General features: G+C 63.5%; 12 protein-coding genes and 1 pseudogene. 3 read left to right on the top strand and 10 right to left on the bottom strand.

What is annotated here, in order from left to right:
* Window positions 1–257: 257 nt before the first annotated feature.
* The 4 genes from J4D52_RS22225 to J4D52_RS22210 form a co-directional block, all read right to left on the bottom strand.
* Window positions 258–1,433 carry a PepSY domain-containing protein gene (locus J4D52_RS22225; RefSeq protein WP_102677667.1) on the bottom strand — a complete coding sequence of 392 codons (1,176 nt, stop codon included), beginning with the start codon at window positions 1,431–1,433 and terminating at the stop codon, window positions 258–260.
* Between the two features lie 63 nt (window positions 1,434–1,496).
* Window positions 1,497–3,992, bottom strand: coding sequence for a TonB-dependent siderophore receptor (locus J4D52_RS22220; RefSeq protein ID WP_102677666.1), 2,496 nt, complete (start codon window positions 3,990–3,992; stop codon window positions 1,497–1,499).
* A 103-nt stretch (window positions 3,993–4,095) separates the two neighbouring features.
* On the bottom strand, window positions 4,096–5,115 hold the full coding sequence (locus J4D52_RS22215; RefSeq protein WP_164485742.1) for a FecR domain-containing protein: 1,020 nt from the start codon (window positions 5,113–5,115) through the stop codon (window positions 4,096–4,098).
* Window positions 5,112–5,612, bottom strand: coding sequence for a sigma-70 family RNA polymerase sigma factor (locus J4D52_RS22210; protein WP_016705108.1), 501 nt, complete (start codon window positions 5,610–5,612; stop codon window positions 5,112–5,114). The genes J4D52_RS22215 and J4D52_RS22210 overlap by 4 nt, the downstream gene beginning before the upstream one ends.
* Here J4D52_RS22210 and J4D52_RS30790 point away from each other — a divergent pair.
* Window positions 5,611–6,951 (top strand): annotated as a pseudogene (locus J4D52_RS30790) (cache domain-containing protein); the annotation flags it as partial. The gene J4D52_RS22210 and the pseudogene J4D52_RS30790 sit on opposite strands and share 2 nt — an antisense overlap.
* A gap of 69 nt (window positions 6,952–7,020) precedes the next feature.
* Window positions 7,021–7,806, top strand: a complete 786-nt coding sequence (locus J4D52_RS30785) for a methyl-accepting chemotaxis protein (protein WP_370686837.1) — start codon at window positions 7,021–7,023, stop codon at window positions 7,804–7,806.
* A 62-nt stretch (window positions 7,807–7,868) separates the two neighbouring features.
* Here the strand turns inward: J4D52_RS30785 and J4D52_RS22200 are convergent, their stop codons facing one another.
* The 6 genes from J4D52_RS22200 to J4D52_RS22175 all read right to left on the bottom strand — a co-directional run bounded on the left by J4D52_RS22200 (window position 7,869) and on the right by J4D52_RS22175 (window position 15,710).
* Window positions 7,869–8,333, bottom strand: a complete 465-nt coding sequence (locus tag J4D52_RS22200; protein ID WP_063427697.1) for an SRPBCC family protein — start codon at window positions 8,331–8,333, stop codon at window positions 7,869–7,871.
* Between the two features lie 23 nt (window positions 8,334–8,356).
* Window positions 8,357–11,791: a non-ribosomal peptide synthetase gene (locus tag J4D52_RS22195; RefSeq protein ID WP_102677665.1), complete on the bottom strand. Its 3,435-nt coding sequence runs from the start codon at window positions 11,789–11,791 to the stop codon at window positions 8,357–8,359.
* A gap of 15 nt (window positions 11,792–11,806) precedes the next feature.
* Window positions 11,807–12,736, bottom strand: coding sequence for a diiron oxygenase (locus J4D52_RS22190; RefSeq protein ID WP_102677664.1), 930 nt, complete (start codon window positions 12,734–12,736; stop codon window positions 11,807–11,809).
* Entirely contained in the window at window positions 12,733–13,509 is a 777-nt protein-coding gene (locus tag J4D52_RS22185) for a DUF3050 domain-containing protein (RefSeq protein ID WP_025808580.1), read from the bottom strand. The genes J4D52_RS22190 and J4D52_RS22185 overlap by 4 nt, the downstream gene beginning before the upstream one ends.
* A gap of 680 nt (window positions 13,510–14,189) precedes the next feature.
* A complete protein-coding gene (locus tag J4D52_RS22180) occupies window positions 14,190–14,945 on the bottom strand; it encodes a thioesterase II family protein (RefSeq protein WP_053276881.1) in 756 nt (251 codons plus the stop codon).
* 72 nt (window positions 14,946–15,017) lie between these two features.
* Window positions 15,018–15,710 (bottom strand): GntR family transcriptional regulator, encoded by a 693-nt coding sequence (locus tag J4D52_RS22175; protein WP_102677663.1) that lies wholly within the window; start codon window positions 15,708–15,710, stop codon window positions 15,018–15,020.
* A 277-nt stretch (window positions 15,711–15,987) separates the two neighbouring features.
* Between J4D52_RS22175 and lapG the strand changes: the two genes are divergently transcribed.
* Window positions 15,988–16,677 (top strand): cysteine protease LapG, encoded by a 690-nt coding sequence (gene lapG, locus J4D52_RS22170; protein WP_025808577.1) that lies wholly within the window; start codon window positions 15,988–15,990, stop codon window positions 16,675–16,677.
* The last annotated feature ends 11 nt before the right edge of the window (window positions 16,678–16,688 follow it).

Below are 16,688 nucleotides of genomic sequence, written 5' to 3'. Positions count from 1 at the left end.
AACTCAGCAGTGAAACGATGCATCGCCGATGGTAGTGTGGGGTTTCCCCATGTGAGAGTAGGTCATCGTCAAGATTGAATTCCGAAACCCCTGTCTGCTGACGCAGACAGGGGTTTTGTTTTTGTACGCCTGAAAGCCTCTGCGCTTACACCCGAACCAGGCCACTCAGCAGGGGACTTACCCCCCTCAAGCACCCAGCCTCCGCTCCAGAACATCAGAACAGAGCGAAGCACCTCCGCTCTGTCCCTCACCTCACCTCACCGCTGACGCATCTTGCTGCTTCTGCGGGCCAGCCATTTACGCCACCAGATATAGATCCCGGTGACGGACAACATCGCAATCACCAACCCCAACACCGCAATAAGCACCTGCCCGGTAAAGCCGATGATCCGGCCACCATGGATCGGCAGTTGCAGCCGATAGAACCGTTCGCCCAAGGTGCCTTGTCCAGCGATCTCCTGCCCCAGCAGGCGGCCATCCGTGCCATGAAAGAACAGCCACGACTTACCATGGGCCTCGGTATCGTGCTGACCGAAACCGGCGCCATAGAAGTTGTATTCGAAGCTGTAATACAGCTCGCCGATCGCCGCCGTCAGGCCCAGCCGTTTGCCTTCTTCCTGGGCCCGTTCATAAGCCTGTTGATAGGTGAGTCGGGTAACCCCCAACTGATCGCTGGGCATGCGCCCACGGGCCTCATAGACGCTCGGTTCGATCGGCGAGAGCAGGGATACCACCGGCTTGAACACCTGGCTCGGCAGGTTCATCGCCACGCTGCTGATGGCAATCGGCAGCAGCAGTAACCACAGCCATAACCCTCCTGCCCGATGCAGATCCATATTGAGACGATAGGCGTGCCCGCCCTTGATCTTCCAGGCAGTCGACCACTTTTTCCAGAACGGCCGGCCACGGGGCAGGGTGAGGAACAAGGCAATGAAGCAATCGATGACCCAGAAGATCGCCACCAGCCCCATCAATACCAGCCCCCAGTTACCCGGCAGCGTCAGGTTGTAGTGGAATTCGAGAATGAAGGGGATGAGATTCTCCCGCTGAAAACAGCAGGCACCCCAGAACCGCTTGCCGGTCTGCTCGCCACTGACCGGATCCAGGTAAAACACCTGGTTGGGATCGTCGAATGGCTTGCCCGTAGCCGGGTCGTTACGGGGTACCGCGGCGAGCAGCGCGGTATGCCCTGGCTCGTTGGGGTACTCCATGTACCAGACCTGCAGGCGCGGATGCTGCGTCTGCACCTGGTCGACCAGGGTTCCAGGCGGCAGTGCCTGACCCTCGGCAGGGGCCTCGTAGAACCCCGGGTTGAGCCACTCGTCCAGCTCGTGATTGAAGGCCAGCAGGCTGCCGGTCAGCCCCGCCAGCAACAGAAACACCGCGGTGGCCAGGCCGATATAACGATGCAGTAGAACCAGAATTGCGCGCATGGAATTTTCCCGTAGAGACGACAAAGCCAGCGCGTGCGCTGGCTTCGGGGGAACGACAAATGATTAGAACTGGTAGCTGACCGTGGCCGCGACGTTACGCTCCTCGCCCATGTAGCAGAAGCTCAGGCTGGCACAGGAGGCGATGTAGGATTCGTTGGTCAGGTTGTTGGCATTGAGCCGGACATCCACACCCTTCAGGCCGACCTTGCCCAGGTCATAGCCGATGGAGGCATCGAACAGGGTGTAGGACGGCACCTTCATGGTGTTCTCCGCATCCGCCCAGCTGTAGCCCACGTACCGCACACCGCCACCCAGGCGCAGGCCGTCGAGCGAACCGCTGTCGAACTTGTAGTCGGCCCAGAGCGAAGCCATGTGCCGCGGCGCCTGGGTCGGCGAGTTACCCTTGTTCTCGATGATGTCGGTGGCGGTGCTCAAGGTGCTGATTATCGACTTCGAGTACTCGATGTCGGTGAAGGTGTAGCTGCCGAGCAGCTTGAGGTTGTCGTTCAGCTGCAGGTGCGCTTCCAGTTCAAGGCCCTGGGAGCGTACGGCGCCGACCGCGCGATAGAAGTTTTCCTGGGGCAGCTTGGTGGCCAGGTTCTCCTGGTCGATGCGGAACAGGGAGGCGGTGTACAGGTCATCCGTGCCCGGTGGCTGGTACTTCAGGCCCAGTTCCCATTGGGTGCCATCGGTAGGCGCCAGCGGGTTGCCGGCGCTGTCCGCGTAGGAGTTGGGGTTGAAGGACTCGGAGTAGCTGATGTAAGGCGCCAACCCGTTATCGAACAGGTACAGCGCCCCGGCGCGGCCCGTCAGCTTGGTGCGCTTGTCATTGATCTCGGTGCCCACCGGGCGCGAGGCTTCGGCCAGGCGGTTTTCGTCCGAGGTCTCCACCCAGTCCTGGCGCAGGCCCAGGGAGAAGCGCCACTGGTCCATCTCGATCAGGTCTTGCAGGTAGACGCCGGTCTGCTCGAGGCGGCGCAGATAGCTGAGCGGGTCGTAATAAGTGATGGCCGAGTTGCCATAGACCGGATCGAACGCATTGATCGGCGCCACCGAGCCGCTGGTCCAGTCCACCACCGTCTTGCGGCGCTGGTAATCGGCGCCCATCAGTACCGTGTGCTTGGTCGCGCCGGTGAGAAATTCGGCCTGCAGCATGTTGTCGACGATGAACGCATGCAGCTTCTCGTCGCCACCGGTGTAGTAGCGGTTCAGCTCGTTGCTGGTCGGGGTGGTCCAGCCGTAGCCGTAGATCTGGTCCAGCTTCACCTTGGAGTCGAGGTAGCGGAAGTTCTGCCGCGCGGTGAATACATCGTTGAAGCGATGTTCGAACTGATAACCGAACGACTGCTGATCGCGCTTGTAGCGATCGATGCCCGGTTCGCCTTCGAAGAAGTTCTCGGAAATCCGCTGGCCGTTGCGCTGGTGCAGCGCACCGTCGGCCGGCATGCCGCTGTGGTAGCCGCCATCCGGATCGTGTTGCAGGTACGCCTGCAGGGTCAGCGAGGTGTCATCGGTGAAGTCGATGCTTAGGGTCGGTGCCAGGGCGTAGCGTTTTTCCTTGTTGTGGTCGAACTGGGTGTCGGAGCGGTCCGCCAGCCCGGTCAGGCGATAGGCGATGCGCTTGTCGTCGTCCACCGGGCCGCTGAAGTCGAAGCCCATGCCGCGCTGGCCCTGGGTGCCGACCGTGGCCTGGATCTGATGGTAGGGCTCGAACAGCGGTTTCTTGCTGGTCAGCGCCACCAGGCCGCCCGGGGAGCTGCGGCCATAAAGCACCGACGAGGGGCCCTTGAGGATGTCCACCCGCTCCAGGAAGTACGGGTCGACCTGCATGGTGCTGTAGGTGCCGCTGTCGCCCATGGACTTGAGGCCGTCGAGGTAGATGTTATCCACCGAGCCATCGTTGAAGCCGCGCATGGCCACGTAGTCGTACCTGTGGGTCGCGCCGTAGGGGTTGGTCAGCACCCCGGGGGTGTAGCGCATGGTCTGGGAGACGGTTTGCGAGCCCTGGTCGTCCATTTGTTCGCGGGTTACCACCGACACGCTTTGCGAGGTTTCCAGCAGCGCGGTACTGGTCTTGGTGGCGATCTGGCTGTGGGTGGCGTTGTAGCCTTCCATGCTGCCCAAGGCATTGCCCAGGGCGAAACCCTTGATATCGGTGGTTGGCAACGACAGGGCGCCGGTCTCGGGCAATGCCCGCAGTACATAGCTGCTGCCGTCCTGGCTCACCGCTTCCAGGCCGGAGCCGTTGAGCAACTGGCCCAGGGCTTGGTCGGTCGAGTATTCGCCTCTCAGGCCGGCGGACTGACGGCCCTGGAGCTGCGCCGGGGTCATCGACAAGGTGATGCCGGCCTCGCGGGCGAAGCGGTTGAGTACGTCGCTCAGGGCGCCGCCAGGGATGTTGTAGCTGTGGCTGAGGCTGGCCGCGCCCGTCTCGGCCGCCTGTGCCAGGCAAGGCAAGGCGACGACGCCCAGCGCAGAGGAGAGCAGGGCCACGCGCACGGCATGGCGCAGGCCGAGGGCGGGCCGTGCAGAAGAGAAGTGGTGGAAGTGCACAATCATGGAAGGGTTCCGTTGAGTCACTGAAGGCAGATGGAAGTGCTTACTGTCTAAGCCGGACTCACGGAAAAAAGCCGCCAAAAAAATTTCAACGAATTACAGCGCCTCAGGCCAGGCGCTCCAGGGTGACCCACCAGCGGGTGCGATAACGCAGGCGCACGGGCAGGGTTTGCGGGAGGATCGCCAGCAGTTTGTCGGTGTCCTCCAGGCGGAACACGCCGGACAGGCGCAGATCGCCGATCTCGTCGGCACAGCCCAGGTAACCGTGGCGGTAACGCCCGACCTCGCGGATGAAGTCCGCCAGCCGCATATTGCGGGTGACGATCAGGCCATCGGCCCAGGCGCCCACGTCCATGTCCAGCGGCGGCACTGGTAGCGCCTGGGACGCACTGACCAGATAGCTTTGCCCGGCCTGTACCCGGGCCGAGGCGCCATCGGCGGTATGTGGCGAGTGAATGGCGACGCTGCCGGCGGTGACGCTCAGGCGCGTGCAGCCGCCTTCCATGCGCACCACGAAACTGGCGTCGAACCCTTCGAACAGGCCATGGCGGGTCCGTACCAGTAGCGGCCTGGAGGGGTTCGCCTGCTGATCCGGCCCGCAGGTCAGCATGATTTCCCCACGGCTGAGCCGGATCAGCCGCTGCTGGGCATTGAAGTCCATGTCGGCGGCGCTGTCGGTGTTGAGTTCCAGGCGTGAGCCGTCCGGCAACTGGAAGCCGCGGCGTTCGCCAGTGGCGGTGGCGAAGTCGGCGCTCCATTGCTGCCAGGCCAGTTGCTCCTTGCCCAGCCATGCGGCGCAGCCCACCAGCATGACGCCGCCGAGCAGCTTCAGGGCCTGGCGTCGGCCGAGGCGCTGGGCGCTGTTTTCCAGGGTATCGAAGGCCACCTGGGCACCGGGCACCGCCCGCAGGTTGCTGTGCAGTTCCTGCTGTAGCGATTGCACCCGTTGCCAGGCCAGCTCGTGTTCGTGATGGGCCGCGCGCCAGGTATCGCACTGCTGCAACAGCCGGGGATTACCGGCGTTGTTGCGCAGGCGCAGCATCCAGTCGATGGCCTGCTTGACCACCAGGTGCCTGGGGTCCACGGGCCGGCGCAGATTGATCGAAGGGTTATCCACAGCGCTCATGCCTCATAGCGCAGCAGGTAGCAGTGGAACAGCGCGTCGGCCACGTAACGCTCCACCGAACGCAGGGACAGCCCCATCTGTTCGGCGATCTGCTTGTGGGTCAGGCCTTCGCACTGGGCCAGCAGGAATGCTTTGCGCACTTTCGGCTTCAGCCCTTCGAGCATGCGCGCGATGCTTTCCAGCAGCTCCAGCACCAGGGCGCGGGCTTCCTCGCTGGGGGCTTCGGCTTCTGGCAGATGGGCGATGGTTTCCAGGTAGGCGCGTTCGATTTCCTCGCGGCGCCAGTGGTCGATCACCAGGCCACGGGCGATGGTCCGCAGGAAAGCGCGTGGGGCCTTGAGTTCGAGGCGTTCGGTGCGCTGCAACAGGCGCACGAAGGTGTCCTGCGCCAGGTCGGCCGCATCGGCGGCGTTGCCCAGCCTGCTGCGCAACCATGTGTTGAGCCAGCCATGGTGATGGCTGTAAAGCGCCTGTACCGCGAACTCAGGTGATGACATGGATGCGACTGCCCGGGTGTCACAAATGATAATTAGTCGCATTGTCATCAAGGGTTTGGGATTTTGCAACAACCGCAGGGCGACCGGCTACGGAAAAGTCCGACGCGGCCGCTCTAGCCTGCCGTTCAGCAGGTTTTTTGCAGATAACAGGTACATTTCTGACAAATCGCTAAGATTTATCCGACTCGTGCCGACAGACAGTGAGACCCATGCGTGCACCAAAGTAGAGCGGTCGCAGAACGCCGCCTGCGCTGTTACATGGAAAGTTGCATCCCGTACGCATCCCCACTTTCGGCATAAGAAGTCCCATGACATGAATCTCAAGTTCAGCCATAAAATCCTTTTGGCCGCCTCCGGTGTAGTGGTTCTGGCATTCGCGTTGTTCACTTTGTACAACGACTATCTGCAGCGAAACACCATTCGCCAGAACCTCGAATCGTCGATCCAGCAGGCGGGTGACCTCACTTCCAGCAGCGTCCAGAACTGGATGAGCGGACGCATCCTGGTGCTCGAGAACCTCTCGCAGAACGTTGCTCACCAGGGCGCCAACGCCGACTTCCCGGGGCTGGTGGACCAGCCGGCGTTCACCACGAACTTCCAGTTCACCTACGTGGGCCAGGCCAACGGTGTGTTCACCCAGCGGCCTGACGCGAAGATGCCCGACGGCTACGACCCGCGTCAGCGTCCCTGGTACAAGCAGGCCGTGGCGGCCGACAAGACCATGCTGACCCCGCCCTACATGGCGGCCGTTGGCGGTCTGGTGGTGACCATCGCCATGCCGGTGAAAAAGAACGGCCAGTTGCTGGGCGTGGTGGGGGGCGACCTGAGCCTGGAAACCCTGGTGAAGATCATCAACTCGGTGGACTTCGGTGGCCTGGGCCATGCCTTCCTGGTCAGCGCGGACGGGCAGGTGATTGTCAGCCCGGACAAGGACCAGGTGATGAAGAACCTCAAGGACATCTACCCGGGCGACAACGTACACATCCAGAAGGGCACCCAGGAGGTGCTGCTCAAAGGCCAGGAGCGCATCCTGTCGTTCACCCCGGTGACCGGCCTGCCGAATGCCGAGTGGTACATCGGCCTGTCCATCGACCGTGACAAGGCTTTCGCCCCGCTGAGCAAGTTCCGCACCTCGGCGCTGCTGGCGATGTTCATCGCCGTGGCCGCGATTGCCGTGCTGCTGAGCCTGCTGATCCAGGTGCTGATGCGTCCGCTGACCACCATGGGCCGCGCGATGCAGGACATCGCCCAGGGCGAGGGCGACCTGACCCGCCGCCTGGTGGTGGAGAGCAAGGACGAGTTCGGCGTACTGGGCGGCTCGTTCAACCAGTTCGTGGAACGTATTCACGCGTCGATTTCCGAAGTGTCCTCGGCCACCCGCCAGGTGCACGACCTGTCCCAGCGTGTGATGGCGTCGTCCAACGCTTCGATCATCGGTTCCGACGAACAAAGCGCGCGCACCAACAGCGTGGCCGCGGCGATCAACCAGCTGGGCGCCGCCACCCAGGAAATTGCCCGTAACGCCGCCGATGCGTCGCAGCACGCCAGCGGCGCCAGCGAGCAGGCCGACGATGGCCGCCAAGTGGTGGAGCAAACCATCCTGGCCATGACCGAGCTGTCGCAGAAGATCAGCCTGTCCTGCACCCAGATCGAAACCCTGAACGCCAGCACCGACAACATCGGCCACATCCTCGATGTGATCAAGGGCATCTCCCAGCAGACCAACCTGCTGGCGCTCAACGCGGCCATCGAAGCGGCGCGCGCCGGTGAAGCCGGTCGCGGTTTCGCGGTGGTGGCCGACGAAGTTCGCAACCTGGCCCATCGCACCCAGGAATCGGCCGAGGAGATCCACAAGATGATCACCTCGCTGCAGATCGGCTCCCGCGAAGCGGTATCGACCATGAACGCCAGCCAGGCGTCCAGCGAAGAGAGCGTCGAAGTGGCCAACCAGGCCGGTGCGCGGCTGGTCAGCGTGACCCAGCGCATCACCGAGATCGACGGCATGAACCAGTCGGTGGCCGCGGCTACCGAAGAGCAGACTGCCGTGGTGGAAACCCTCAACGTCGACATCAGCCAGATCAACCTGCTGAACCAGCAGGGCGTGGCCAACCTCAACGAAACCCTGAAGGATTGCGACGCCCTGTCGCTGCAGGCCAACCGCCTGAAGCAACTGGTGGACAGCTTCAAGATCTGACCCGCTGCAAAACGCTGGGGCCGCAACGGCCCCAGTGTGTTTCACCGCAGGCCTTCTACGGCCTACTCGAACATCCTCCGCACATTGCCCATCGCCTCATCGGCAAACCCCTGCAGGAACCCCTGGAAGGCCGCCACCTCGGCACCGCCTTCGGCCGGGTCGGCGACGATGCGCCAGGTGGCGCGTGCCCGTTCGCCGGGCAAGGCCTCGACGCTCATGGCCGCCCACAGGTTGCCGATGCCCAGGGTGTCGTAGATCAGGCTCCAGGTCATGTACAGCGCCTGGTCGTCCCGTGAGTTGAGTTGTTCGATGACGATATTGCCGTCGTGGAAGAACTTCTTGCGCACCGAGCGCACACCTTCGCCCGTCATCTCGATATGCGACAGCGCGGGAATGAAGGCCGGGAAGCCGGCGAAGTTGCCGACGATGCTCCAGACGCGTTGGGCATCGGCACCGATGTCCACGGTGGACAGGACCTCGCAGGCGTTCGGGTTCTTGATCAGGGTGTCGGGTTGCAGGTTTTTCATGGTGTTCTCCAGCGTGGGTGGGTTCAGATAAAGCGGATGTCTTTCAGGTACTGGCAGCCCTTGCGCAGCAGCGCCGGGTCCTTGGCCGGGTAGTCGGCGCCCATGCGCCGCACCCCGGCCTCGGCGTTGGCGTGGCCGATCAGCGAGATATCGCCGATGTCTTCTTCGAAGCCGTTGAGGTAGAAACCGAGGACGCCGAACAGCGCGTTGTCGCGGTCGACCCGGCCCAGCTGGCGCTGCCAGTCGACAACGCTGACCATGCGGAACTCGCGCCCGGCCTCGCGGAACGAGGCGACATAGGCCTCCCAGCTCAAAGGCTGCGGGTTGTGCAGGTTGAACACCGCGTGGGCCGGTTGATAACGGCTGGCGTGGAAGGCGATGAAGCGGGCGAGGAAGTCCACCGGCATCAGGTCGAAGTTCATCGCCAGCTGCGGCACCTGGCCCAGTTGCAGAGAACCCTTGAGCATCAGCATCAGGCGGTTCCTGTGGGGCTGGCAGACCCCGGTCTGGCTGTTGAAACTGATGTTGCCCGGGCGATAGAGATTGACCCACACCCCTTGCTCGCGGGCGCGTTGCAGGATCCGCTCGCCGACCCACTTGGACAGGTTGTAGCCGTTGCGGATGTAGATCGGCGGGGTGGCCGCGGGCGGCTGTTCCAGCACCCGGCCCTGGGCATCGATGCTGCTGGAGGCGGACAGGGTCGAGACGAAGTTGAAGACCTTCTTGCTGCGCCCTTCGCACAGGCGCAGGCACTCGAACAGCGGCTCGACGTTGTCGCGCGCCAGCGCCGGGTAATCGAGCACGTGATTGACGTTGGCGGCGTTGTGCACCAGCGCGCCGTATTCGCGGTCGATGCGTTCGTATACCTGCGCCGCCAATCCAAGTTGTGGCTGGCTGATATCGGCGGCATGCACCCGCACCCGGCTCAGGTCCAGATGTTCCAGGCGGTTGTCGCGCAAGGCCTGGGCGAAACGTTCGGCGGCCGATTGCGTGGGCGTTTCCCGCACCAGGCACGCCACCTCGCTGGCGCCCCATTCCAGCAGCGCCTCGACTATGTGCACGCCGAGAAAACTGTTGGCGCCGGTGACCAGCACCTTGTGCACGTCGCCCAGTTGGCTGATGGGCAGCACTTGCAGGTCGAGTTCGGCGTTGGCATCGGCAAACACCTGGTCGAGGGCTGCGTCCGGGCCGTCGTGGGCGGCGCCGCCGATCAGGGTCGCCAGGTTGCTCAGGGTCGGGGCCTCGATAAAGCGGTTGATCGACAGGCTGCGGCCGAACTGTTCGCGAATCGCCAGCAGCAGGCGCGACAGCAGGATCGAGTGGCCGCCGAGGTTGAAGAAGCTGTCGTCGGTGCCGATGTCCTCGGCCGGCAGCTCCAGCAGCTCGGCCCACAGCTGCAGCAGGTGCTGTTCGTTGGCGTTCTGCGGCAGGCGTCGCTGGCGGTTGCTGCCCGGGGTACGCGGCAGGGCCAGCAGGGCGCGGCGATCGACCTTGCCGTTGGCGGTGTAGGGCATGCTCGGCAGTTCGATGTAGGCGCTGGGCTGCATGTAGTCCGGCAAGCGCTGGCGCACTTGTTCGCGCAGGGCTTGCAGCGCATCGCCGGCAGCGCTCGGCTGGGCCAGGTAGGCGAGGATCCGCCGCTGATCGTCGATCACCACCGCCACCTGACGGAACAGCTGGCCGTCGCGCAGGCAGTGTTCGATCTCCTCGGGCTCGACCCGGAACCCGCGGATCTTCACCTGGTTGTCGCGCCGCCCGCAGATCTCGATGCCACTGTCGGTCCACTGGCCGATGTCCCCGGTGCGATAGACCCGCAGTCGGCGCCCGTCCGGCAGGCCCAGGGTCAGGTAGCGTTCGGCGCTCAGCGCCGGGTTGTTCAGGTAGCCGAGGCCGACGCCCGGCCCGGCCAGGTACAGCTCGCCGGGGGTGCGCTCGGGCACTGGTTGTAGCTGTTCGTCGAGGATCAGCACCTGGCTGTTGGCGATGGGCAGGCCGAGGTTGCGCGGGTTGTCGTCGACCCGCAGGCGGCGGGTGGTGGCCAGCACCGTGGTTTCCGTCGGACCGTAGATGTTGTGCAGTGCGCACTGGCCGGCCAGGTGCTGGATGACGAAGGGTTCGCAGACGTCGCCGCCGGTCACCAGATGCTGCAGGCCCAGTGGCTGTTCCAGGGGCAGGATGCTCAGCAGCGCTGGCGGCAGGAAGGCATGGCTGACCCGCTGGTTCTGCAGCAGGGCCAGCAGTTGCTGCGGGTCGCGCCGTTGGTCCTGGTCGGGGACCACCAGCAGCGCGCCACAGAGGAAGGTGGGCAGGATATCCAGCAGCGAAGCGTCGAAGTTGATGGTGGAGAACTGCAGCACCCGGCTGTTTGGGGCCAGTTCGACATGGCCGATGTACCAGGCGCAGAAGTGGCTGAGATTGCCCTGGCTGAGCAACACGCCCTTGGGCTGGCCGGTGGTGCCCGAGGTGTAGATCGCCACGCAGGGCGCCTCTGGCGGCAGTGCCTGGCGCAGCAGTGGGAGGCTGTCCTCGGTCTCGTCAGGCTGCAGGGTGCGTACATCGAGTTGCGCCAGGTCGAGGTCGCCCAGGTCTTCGCGGCCGTCGTGCAGCAGCAGGGCGGCGCCGGCATTGTCGAGAATGTAGCGTCGCCGTTGTGGCGGATGCTCCGGGTCCAGCGGCAGGTACACCGCGCCACAGCCGAGAGTGGCGAGAATGGCGGCATAGAGCGCTGCTGACTTGGGCAGGCACAGGCCGATCACCGTTGGTTGGTCGGAGCTGGCGGGCAGGTGTCGGAGCATCTGCCGCTGCAGGTTGCGGCTCAGGCGGTGCAGGGTCTGGTAGCTGTAGTCGATGCCCTGGATATTCAAGGCCGGACGCTGGGCGAAGGCCAGCAGGCTCTGGTCGATGCGCTGGGCGATCGGTACCTGCATCTCTTGCAGCAATGCCGGTGCCGGCTGCTGGTTGTGCCGGTGTTCGAAGGCCAGCGAGTCCAGGCGCTCCAGGCCCAGCAGCGGTTCGCTTGGTTCATCCAGGGTGGCGAGCTGGCGGAAAAACGCCGCGCCGCGGGAAAAGCCGCTGACCAGCCGCGCAGTGCTGGCCACCAGCCTGGCGATAGCACCGCTGCGCACGGCCTGGCCATTGCCGCTGGCTTCCTCCGGCAAGGTCGCCTGCTCGATCAGCCGGGAGTCGTGGCGGTGGAACAGGCGCACCTGTGGCAGCCCGCAAGCCGCTTGGGCGATCAGGGCGATACGCAGTTCCAGGCGCATGGTGTCCGCCGCGAGGATGGGTGAATCACCCAGGCTGCCATCGTCGATCAGCAGATGGGGCCGCAGCCCCTTGGCGTTGGCGATCGCTTGCGGCGAGTCCAGCCGCCGCAGCAGATGGCCATGGCGCTCCAGCTCCGTGGCCAGTTCGTTCAGGGCCTGACTGCGGCCCGTCAATACAATGTCGAGGCGTCTCATGCTCGGGTCCCTCCGTTAGGGCAGGTAGTCGGCCAGTGCGTCCTGGACGCAGGCCGAATCCAGCATCGAACTGCTGCGGAAGAAGCGCAGGATGTTGGCGATCAGGGGGTGATGGCGGTTGATCGGGTAGGCCAGGGCGGCTGCCTCCTCGCGCAGCGCCTGCTTGATCGGGGCGGCGACGGGCAGTTGCTCGATCAGTCGCAAGTCGAAGCCCTTCTGGATGTCGTTGGTCAGGTACTGGGCGATGAACACCGGCAGCACCCGGGCGATCTCCGTGCGGTTGGCGTCGCTGGCGCCGTGCCAATAGATGCGCACCAGGCGCGACCAGAAACCCGAATGCCGGCCTTCGTCTTGCAGGTGGTCGGCCATCAGGCCCTTGATCGACGGCTTGACCGTGTCGTCCTTGGCGAAGGCGGCGACATCGTTGGTCACGGTGTTCTCGGCGATGGCCACACAGATCAGTTCCACCGCGTCGCGCAGGTGCTCGGGCGCCCGCTGCAGGGCGGCGGGGATGGCCCGGCTGAGTTCGATTTCCCGGGGCAGCTCGATGGGGTCGATGCCGCTCATGGCGATGGTCTGCTGCATGAAGTCCATCGCCACCAGCGCGTGGTAGTCCTCGTCCACCACCACGGTCATGGCGTCGTAGCGGCAGGCGAAGGGAAAGGCGATGGCGAAGCGGTTCTTGGCGATATTGCGGGCGGTCTTGTCCACCAGCTCGGTCTCGAAGATCACCACGTCGTTGATGAACTTGTAGAGGCTTTGCACCAGCACGAAATCCCGCAGGTGGGGGCAGTGGTCGAGAAAGCTCTGGCTGTGCACCAGGGGCTGGCGGCTCAGGGGGTAGATCAGCTTGTCGTCGTCCTCGAGCATGCGCCGCGGGCGGGTACGGATGGTCGCGCGCTCTTCCCAGGTGTCGGCGAAGGACTGGTAGTCGAGGGCGTTCATGCGCTCACCCCGATCGACGATTCCGCCATGCTCAGGCGCAGCCCGTCCCACAGGGCGATGCGGCTGTCCACCGCGGCGATGGCCGCGGCATACACCTCCTGCTGGCGCTGCGGGTCGTCAGCCACCAGCCGCTCCAGCAGCTGTTCCGCGGCCGGGCCGTGGTCGTCGGAATCAACCTCGATATGGCGTTGCAGGTAATAGCGAAAGGTCGGCGCCTGCTCGATACCTATGCCCCAATCGTCGAGGATGCGCTGGAACATCCGCGGGATGACGCTTTCCCGGCCGTGGAGAAAGGCCGCCGCCACGCAATGGGCTGGCGCCTGCACGGCGGTGTGCAGGGTCTGGCGGACAAAGGCGCTGGCGGCCGGATCGGCGTCGACGCTTTGCAGGGCGGTGTCGAAACTCACACCTTCCTGCTGCAGCGCGACGAAACGTTCCACCACCCGGGTGGCGGCGCCGACCTCGCGCATGGCGTCCAGGTACAGCTCGAAATGGCTGTAATGGCCTTGCCCGGGGCGATCGTCGGACTCTTCGCCGAGCACGATCTCGTTGATCAGTCGCGCGGCGTGAGGGTCTTGCGGTGGTAGCCAGGGCAGGCGTACGCAGGTCAGTTCCTGTTGCAGGCGCTTGGTCAGCGACATGAAGTCCCACACGGCAAAAACATGGGTCTGCATAAAGCGTTGAAGAACGGCAAGTGTGTTGATTTCGGCAAAAATGGGGTGGGCGCTGAGTGTGGCTTTCTTTGCGTCGAGAAGTTCTTTGCTGGCGTTCATTTAGGCTACCTGTCTAAGTGTGTTCGATTGGCCGATTAGTTGCGGCTCGTATAGGTGTTTTAATCAGTGTTTATTTGTTGCGGGCGAGCAGGGGCCTCAAACCTGAATTGATAATCTGGAAAGTTCTATAGTGCTGGCCGGTCTATCCGTTAAAGAACCGTTGCCTTGGCCTTGTTGGGTTTTTAGAGCCAATAAAGCCAAGGCTTGCCAGGTGTTCATAAACGGGTGATCGACGTTGCTTTAACGTCGACGAAGAAAAAACTAATACAGGGGTAAGTGTCGATCAAGTTGTTTTTGCAATACTTTTAAAACTTGTATTTTTGTCGCGCGACAAGTTGCTGCAAAACTTCTTGTTCAAGTTTTGTTGGGATGAAGTTGCCCCTTCCAACTTATATAAGTCAGAATTTTTAACGCTGAGTGAATGCCTCACTCGAAGCAAACTTCGAAGCGCTGAGTTGAAGTCATTGAATATCTGGGAGAAGGCATGCGGGAGCCGATCCCGGTCATGCCCTCCAGTCGCTGGGCTCCTTGCGTGGGTCTGCAGATCGACGTGTGCGGGCAAGTCTGCGTGCCGCTCACGTCCCTTTTTCAGTCGGCGACAGCAAGAGTGAGCCCAAATCGGCGACTGAGCCATCGCCGGCAGGCCTGTGAGGGCAGGAGCGGAGGAGGAAGACGGCGGATTATTCGCCGAGCAGGCCCAGGTGGGTATTGATGATCTGCAGCAGGCGCTGGCGCTGGGACTTGATGAAGAAGTGATTGCCGGCCACCTCGATCAGCTCGAACTCACGACGGGTGAACTCTCGCCAGTTGGCCATGTTGCTGGCGGGGGCCAGCGGGTCCTCGCTGCCATAGAGGGCGGTGAGGGGAATGTCGAGGTTGCCGCTCGACAGATCGCGCCAGGATTCGAACAGCTTCAGGTCGGCGCGCAGCAGCGTCTCGTACTGGTCCCGGCTGGCCTGGTCGCGGGGGATTTCGATCGGCGTGGCGCCCAGCGACAGCATGGCTTCCTGGAAGGGCGCCGTGGGCAGCACGTGCAGCATTGGCCGGGGCGATGGGTAGTCGGGGCTGCGGCAGGCGGAAATGAACAGGTGGCGGGTCTGGCCGGGGTAGTGCGCCTGGGCGTGCTTGGCGGTTTCGTAGGCCAGCATCCCGCCCAGGCCATGGCCGAACAGGGCGTGGGGCTTGGCCAACAGCGGGCGCAGCGCGGAGAAGGTATCGGCCAGCAGCCGCGGCCAGTCGTCGAGCGGTGTTTCAGCCTGGCGGCTACCGTGCCCGGGCAGTCGCACCAGCACCAGCTCGATGTGCCCGGCCAGCCCCGTGGACCAGTTGCGCAGCTGTTCCGGATCCGCGCCGGTCTGCGGAAAGCAGATGAGTCGGGTTTTCGCCGGCTCGCCGGAGTTGAGCACCATCAGCCATTTGTCATTGCGCGCGTGCACTGCTTTTCCTTAAGCCGGTGTGCCGGTCATTGAGTGTTGCATCGTGGCCGCGTCATGCCGCCGTTACCACTGTCAGGTCTCGGCGGACCGTTCGAGGTAGTTGCGAATGGTCTGCGCGGCCTTTTCCAGATGGCCCCGCAGCACCTCCACCGCCCGTTCGACGTCCTTGGCCTCGGCGGCGTCGGTCATGGCGTTGTGATCGTCCTGGGTCAGCTTGCCCAGGCCCATGGAGGATAGATGGAACCGCAAGAAGCGTTCCTCCTCGTTCAATTCGAGTTCGATCAGGCGCAGTAGCTTCTGGTTCGGCGCCCGGTGGTACAGCGACATGTGGAACAGGCGATTGAGACGGCCGATTTCGGCGTGGTCGGTTTCGCTTTCCAGCTGGGCGATATAGCCGCGGGCCTGGGCGATGTCCGCGGCGTCGAGCAGCGGGATCGACAGGCGCAGCGCCTCCAGTTCCAGCAGCAGGCGCAGGCCGTAGGTTTCCACCGCGTCATAGCCGATCAGCTCGGCGACCACCGCGCCTTTGTGCGGCACCACGTGCAACAGCGATTGCGCTTCGAGCTGGCGCAAGGCCTCGCGCACCGGCATGCGGCTGACGCCGAAGAGGTCGGCCAGATCCTGCTGGCGCAGTGCCGTGCCGCTGGGCAGGCGGCCGTCGAGAATCGCCGCGCGCAGGGTTTCCTCGATCACCGAGCGCGCGAGGTGGGCGGGGATTGGCCCGCTGACTGCGATCTTGCTCAAGGGCCTCGGTTTTTCTGTCACGTTAACGCTATCCTGTTTTCTATGAGATTTGGATCCAATGGACGCTAGATAGCGCCCTGCAGCTTGTCAAACCAGCCGTCTGAGCCCTGTCATGGCTTTGCCGGCGCTGATTCTCGGGGCAGCCCTCCTGCCGCTCAAGCACTGGCCGATAAACGAACAGGTCCCTGCTTTCAGCTTAGCGTCTCCAGAGGGGCTGTGATTGTAAGGTGCCATTGTCTTTTGGCGGACCAACCTGCACCATCCTTCGACCCACGACAGCTCCCATGGACTCTTCGCATTGGCGGCACGTTTAGCTCTTTCTCGGACCCTGCGCTGGCTGTTTTCGGCGCTGCTGCTGGCCGGCCTGCTGCTGGGCGGTCTGCAGGCCGATTGGGACTTTTCGCAGATCAGCCGCCGCGCCACGGCGCTGTACGGGCCGCTGGGCGAAGGTCAGAAGCGCATCGACGCCTGGCAGCAACTGCTGGCGACCCAGAATCAGGCCAGCGAGATGGAACAGCTCAGGGTGGTCAACCTGTTCTTCAACAAGAACATGCGCTACGTGGAGGACATCGACCTGTGGCGTCAGGTGGATTATTGGGAAACCCCGGTCGAGGCTCTGTGGAAGGGCGCCGGCGATTGCGAGGACTATGCGATCGCCAAGTATTTCAGCCTGCGTCACCTCGGTGTTTCCAGTGACAAGCTGCGCATCACCTACGTCAAGGCGTTGCGCCAGAACCGCGCGCACATGGTGTTGACCTACTATTCAAGCCCGGAGGCCATGCCGTTGGTCCTCGACAGCCTGATCGACGCCATCCAGCCGGCCAGCCAGCGTACCGACCTGCTGCCGGTGTACTCCTTCAACGCCGAGGGCCTGTGGCTGCCCGGCAAGGGCAACAAGAAAGTCGGTGACACCAAGCGCCTGTCCCGGTGGCAGGACGTGTTGAAGAAAATGCAGGCCGAAGGTTTTCCGGTCGAGACGACTCACTAGGAGCACGAGCT

This window comes from Pseudomonas sp. GW460-12-10-14-TSB1 (genome assembly GCF_017349775.1).
GTDB classification, from domain to species: domain Bacteria; phylum Pseudomonadota; class Gammaproteobacteria; order Pseudomonadales; family Pseudomonadaceae; genus Aquipseudomonas; species Aquipseudomonas piscium.
This window is presented reverse-complemented; position numbering and strand designations above follow the sequence as displayed.

Bases quoted from the DNA above. Each gene is read 5' to 3' on its own strand.
- J4D52_RS22225 (WP_102677667.1), bottom strand. From the start codon at position 1,433: ATGCGCGCAATTCTGGTTCTACTGCATCGTTATATCGGCCTGGCCACC.
- J4D52_RS22220 (WP_102677666.1), bottom strand. From the start codon at position 3,992: ATGATTGTGCACTTCCACCACTTCTCTTCTGCACGGCCCGCCCTCGGC.
- J4D52_RS22215 (WP_164485742.1), bottom strand. From the start codon at position 5,115: ATGAGCGCTGTGGATAACCCTTCGATCAATCTGCGCCGGCCCGTGGAC.
- J4D52_RS22210 (WP_016705108.1), bottom strand. From the start codon at position 5,612: ATGTCATCACCTGAGTTCGCGGTACAGGCGCTTTACAGCCATCACCAT.
- J4D52_RS30785 (WP_370686837.1), top strand. From the start codon at position 7,021: ATGGCGTCGTCCAACGCTTCGATCATCGGTTCCGACGAACAAAGCGCG.
- J4D52_RS22200 (WP_063427697.1), bottom strand. From the start codon at position 8,333: ATGAAAAACCTGCAACCCGACACCCTGATCAAGAACCCGAACGCCTGC.
- J4D52_RS22195 (WP_102677665.1), bottom strand. From the start codon at position 11,791: ATGAGACGCCTCGACATTGTATTGACGGGCCGCAGTCAGGCCCTGAAC.
- J4D52_RS22190 (WP_102677664.1), bottom strand. From the start codon at position 12,736: ATGAACGCCCTCGACTACCAGTCCTTCGCCGACACCTGGGAAGAGCGC.
- J4D52_RS22185 (WP_025808580.1), bottom strand. From the start codon at position 13,509: ATGAACGCCAGCAAAGAACTTCTCGACGCAAAGAAAGCCACACTCAGC.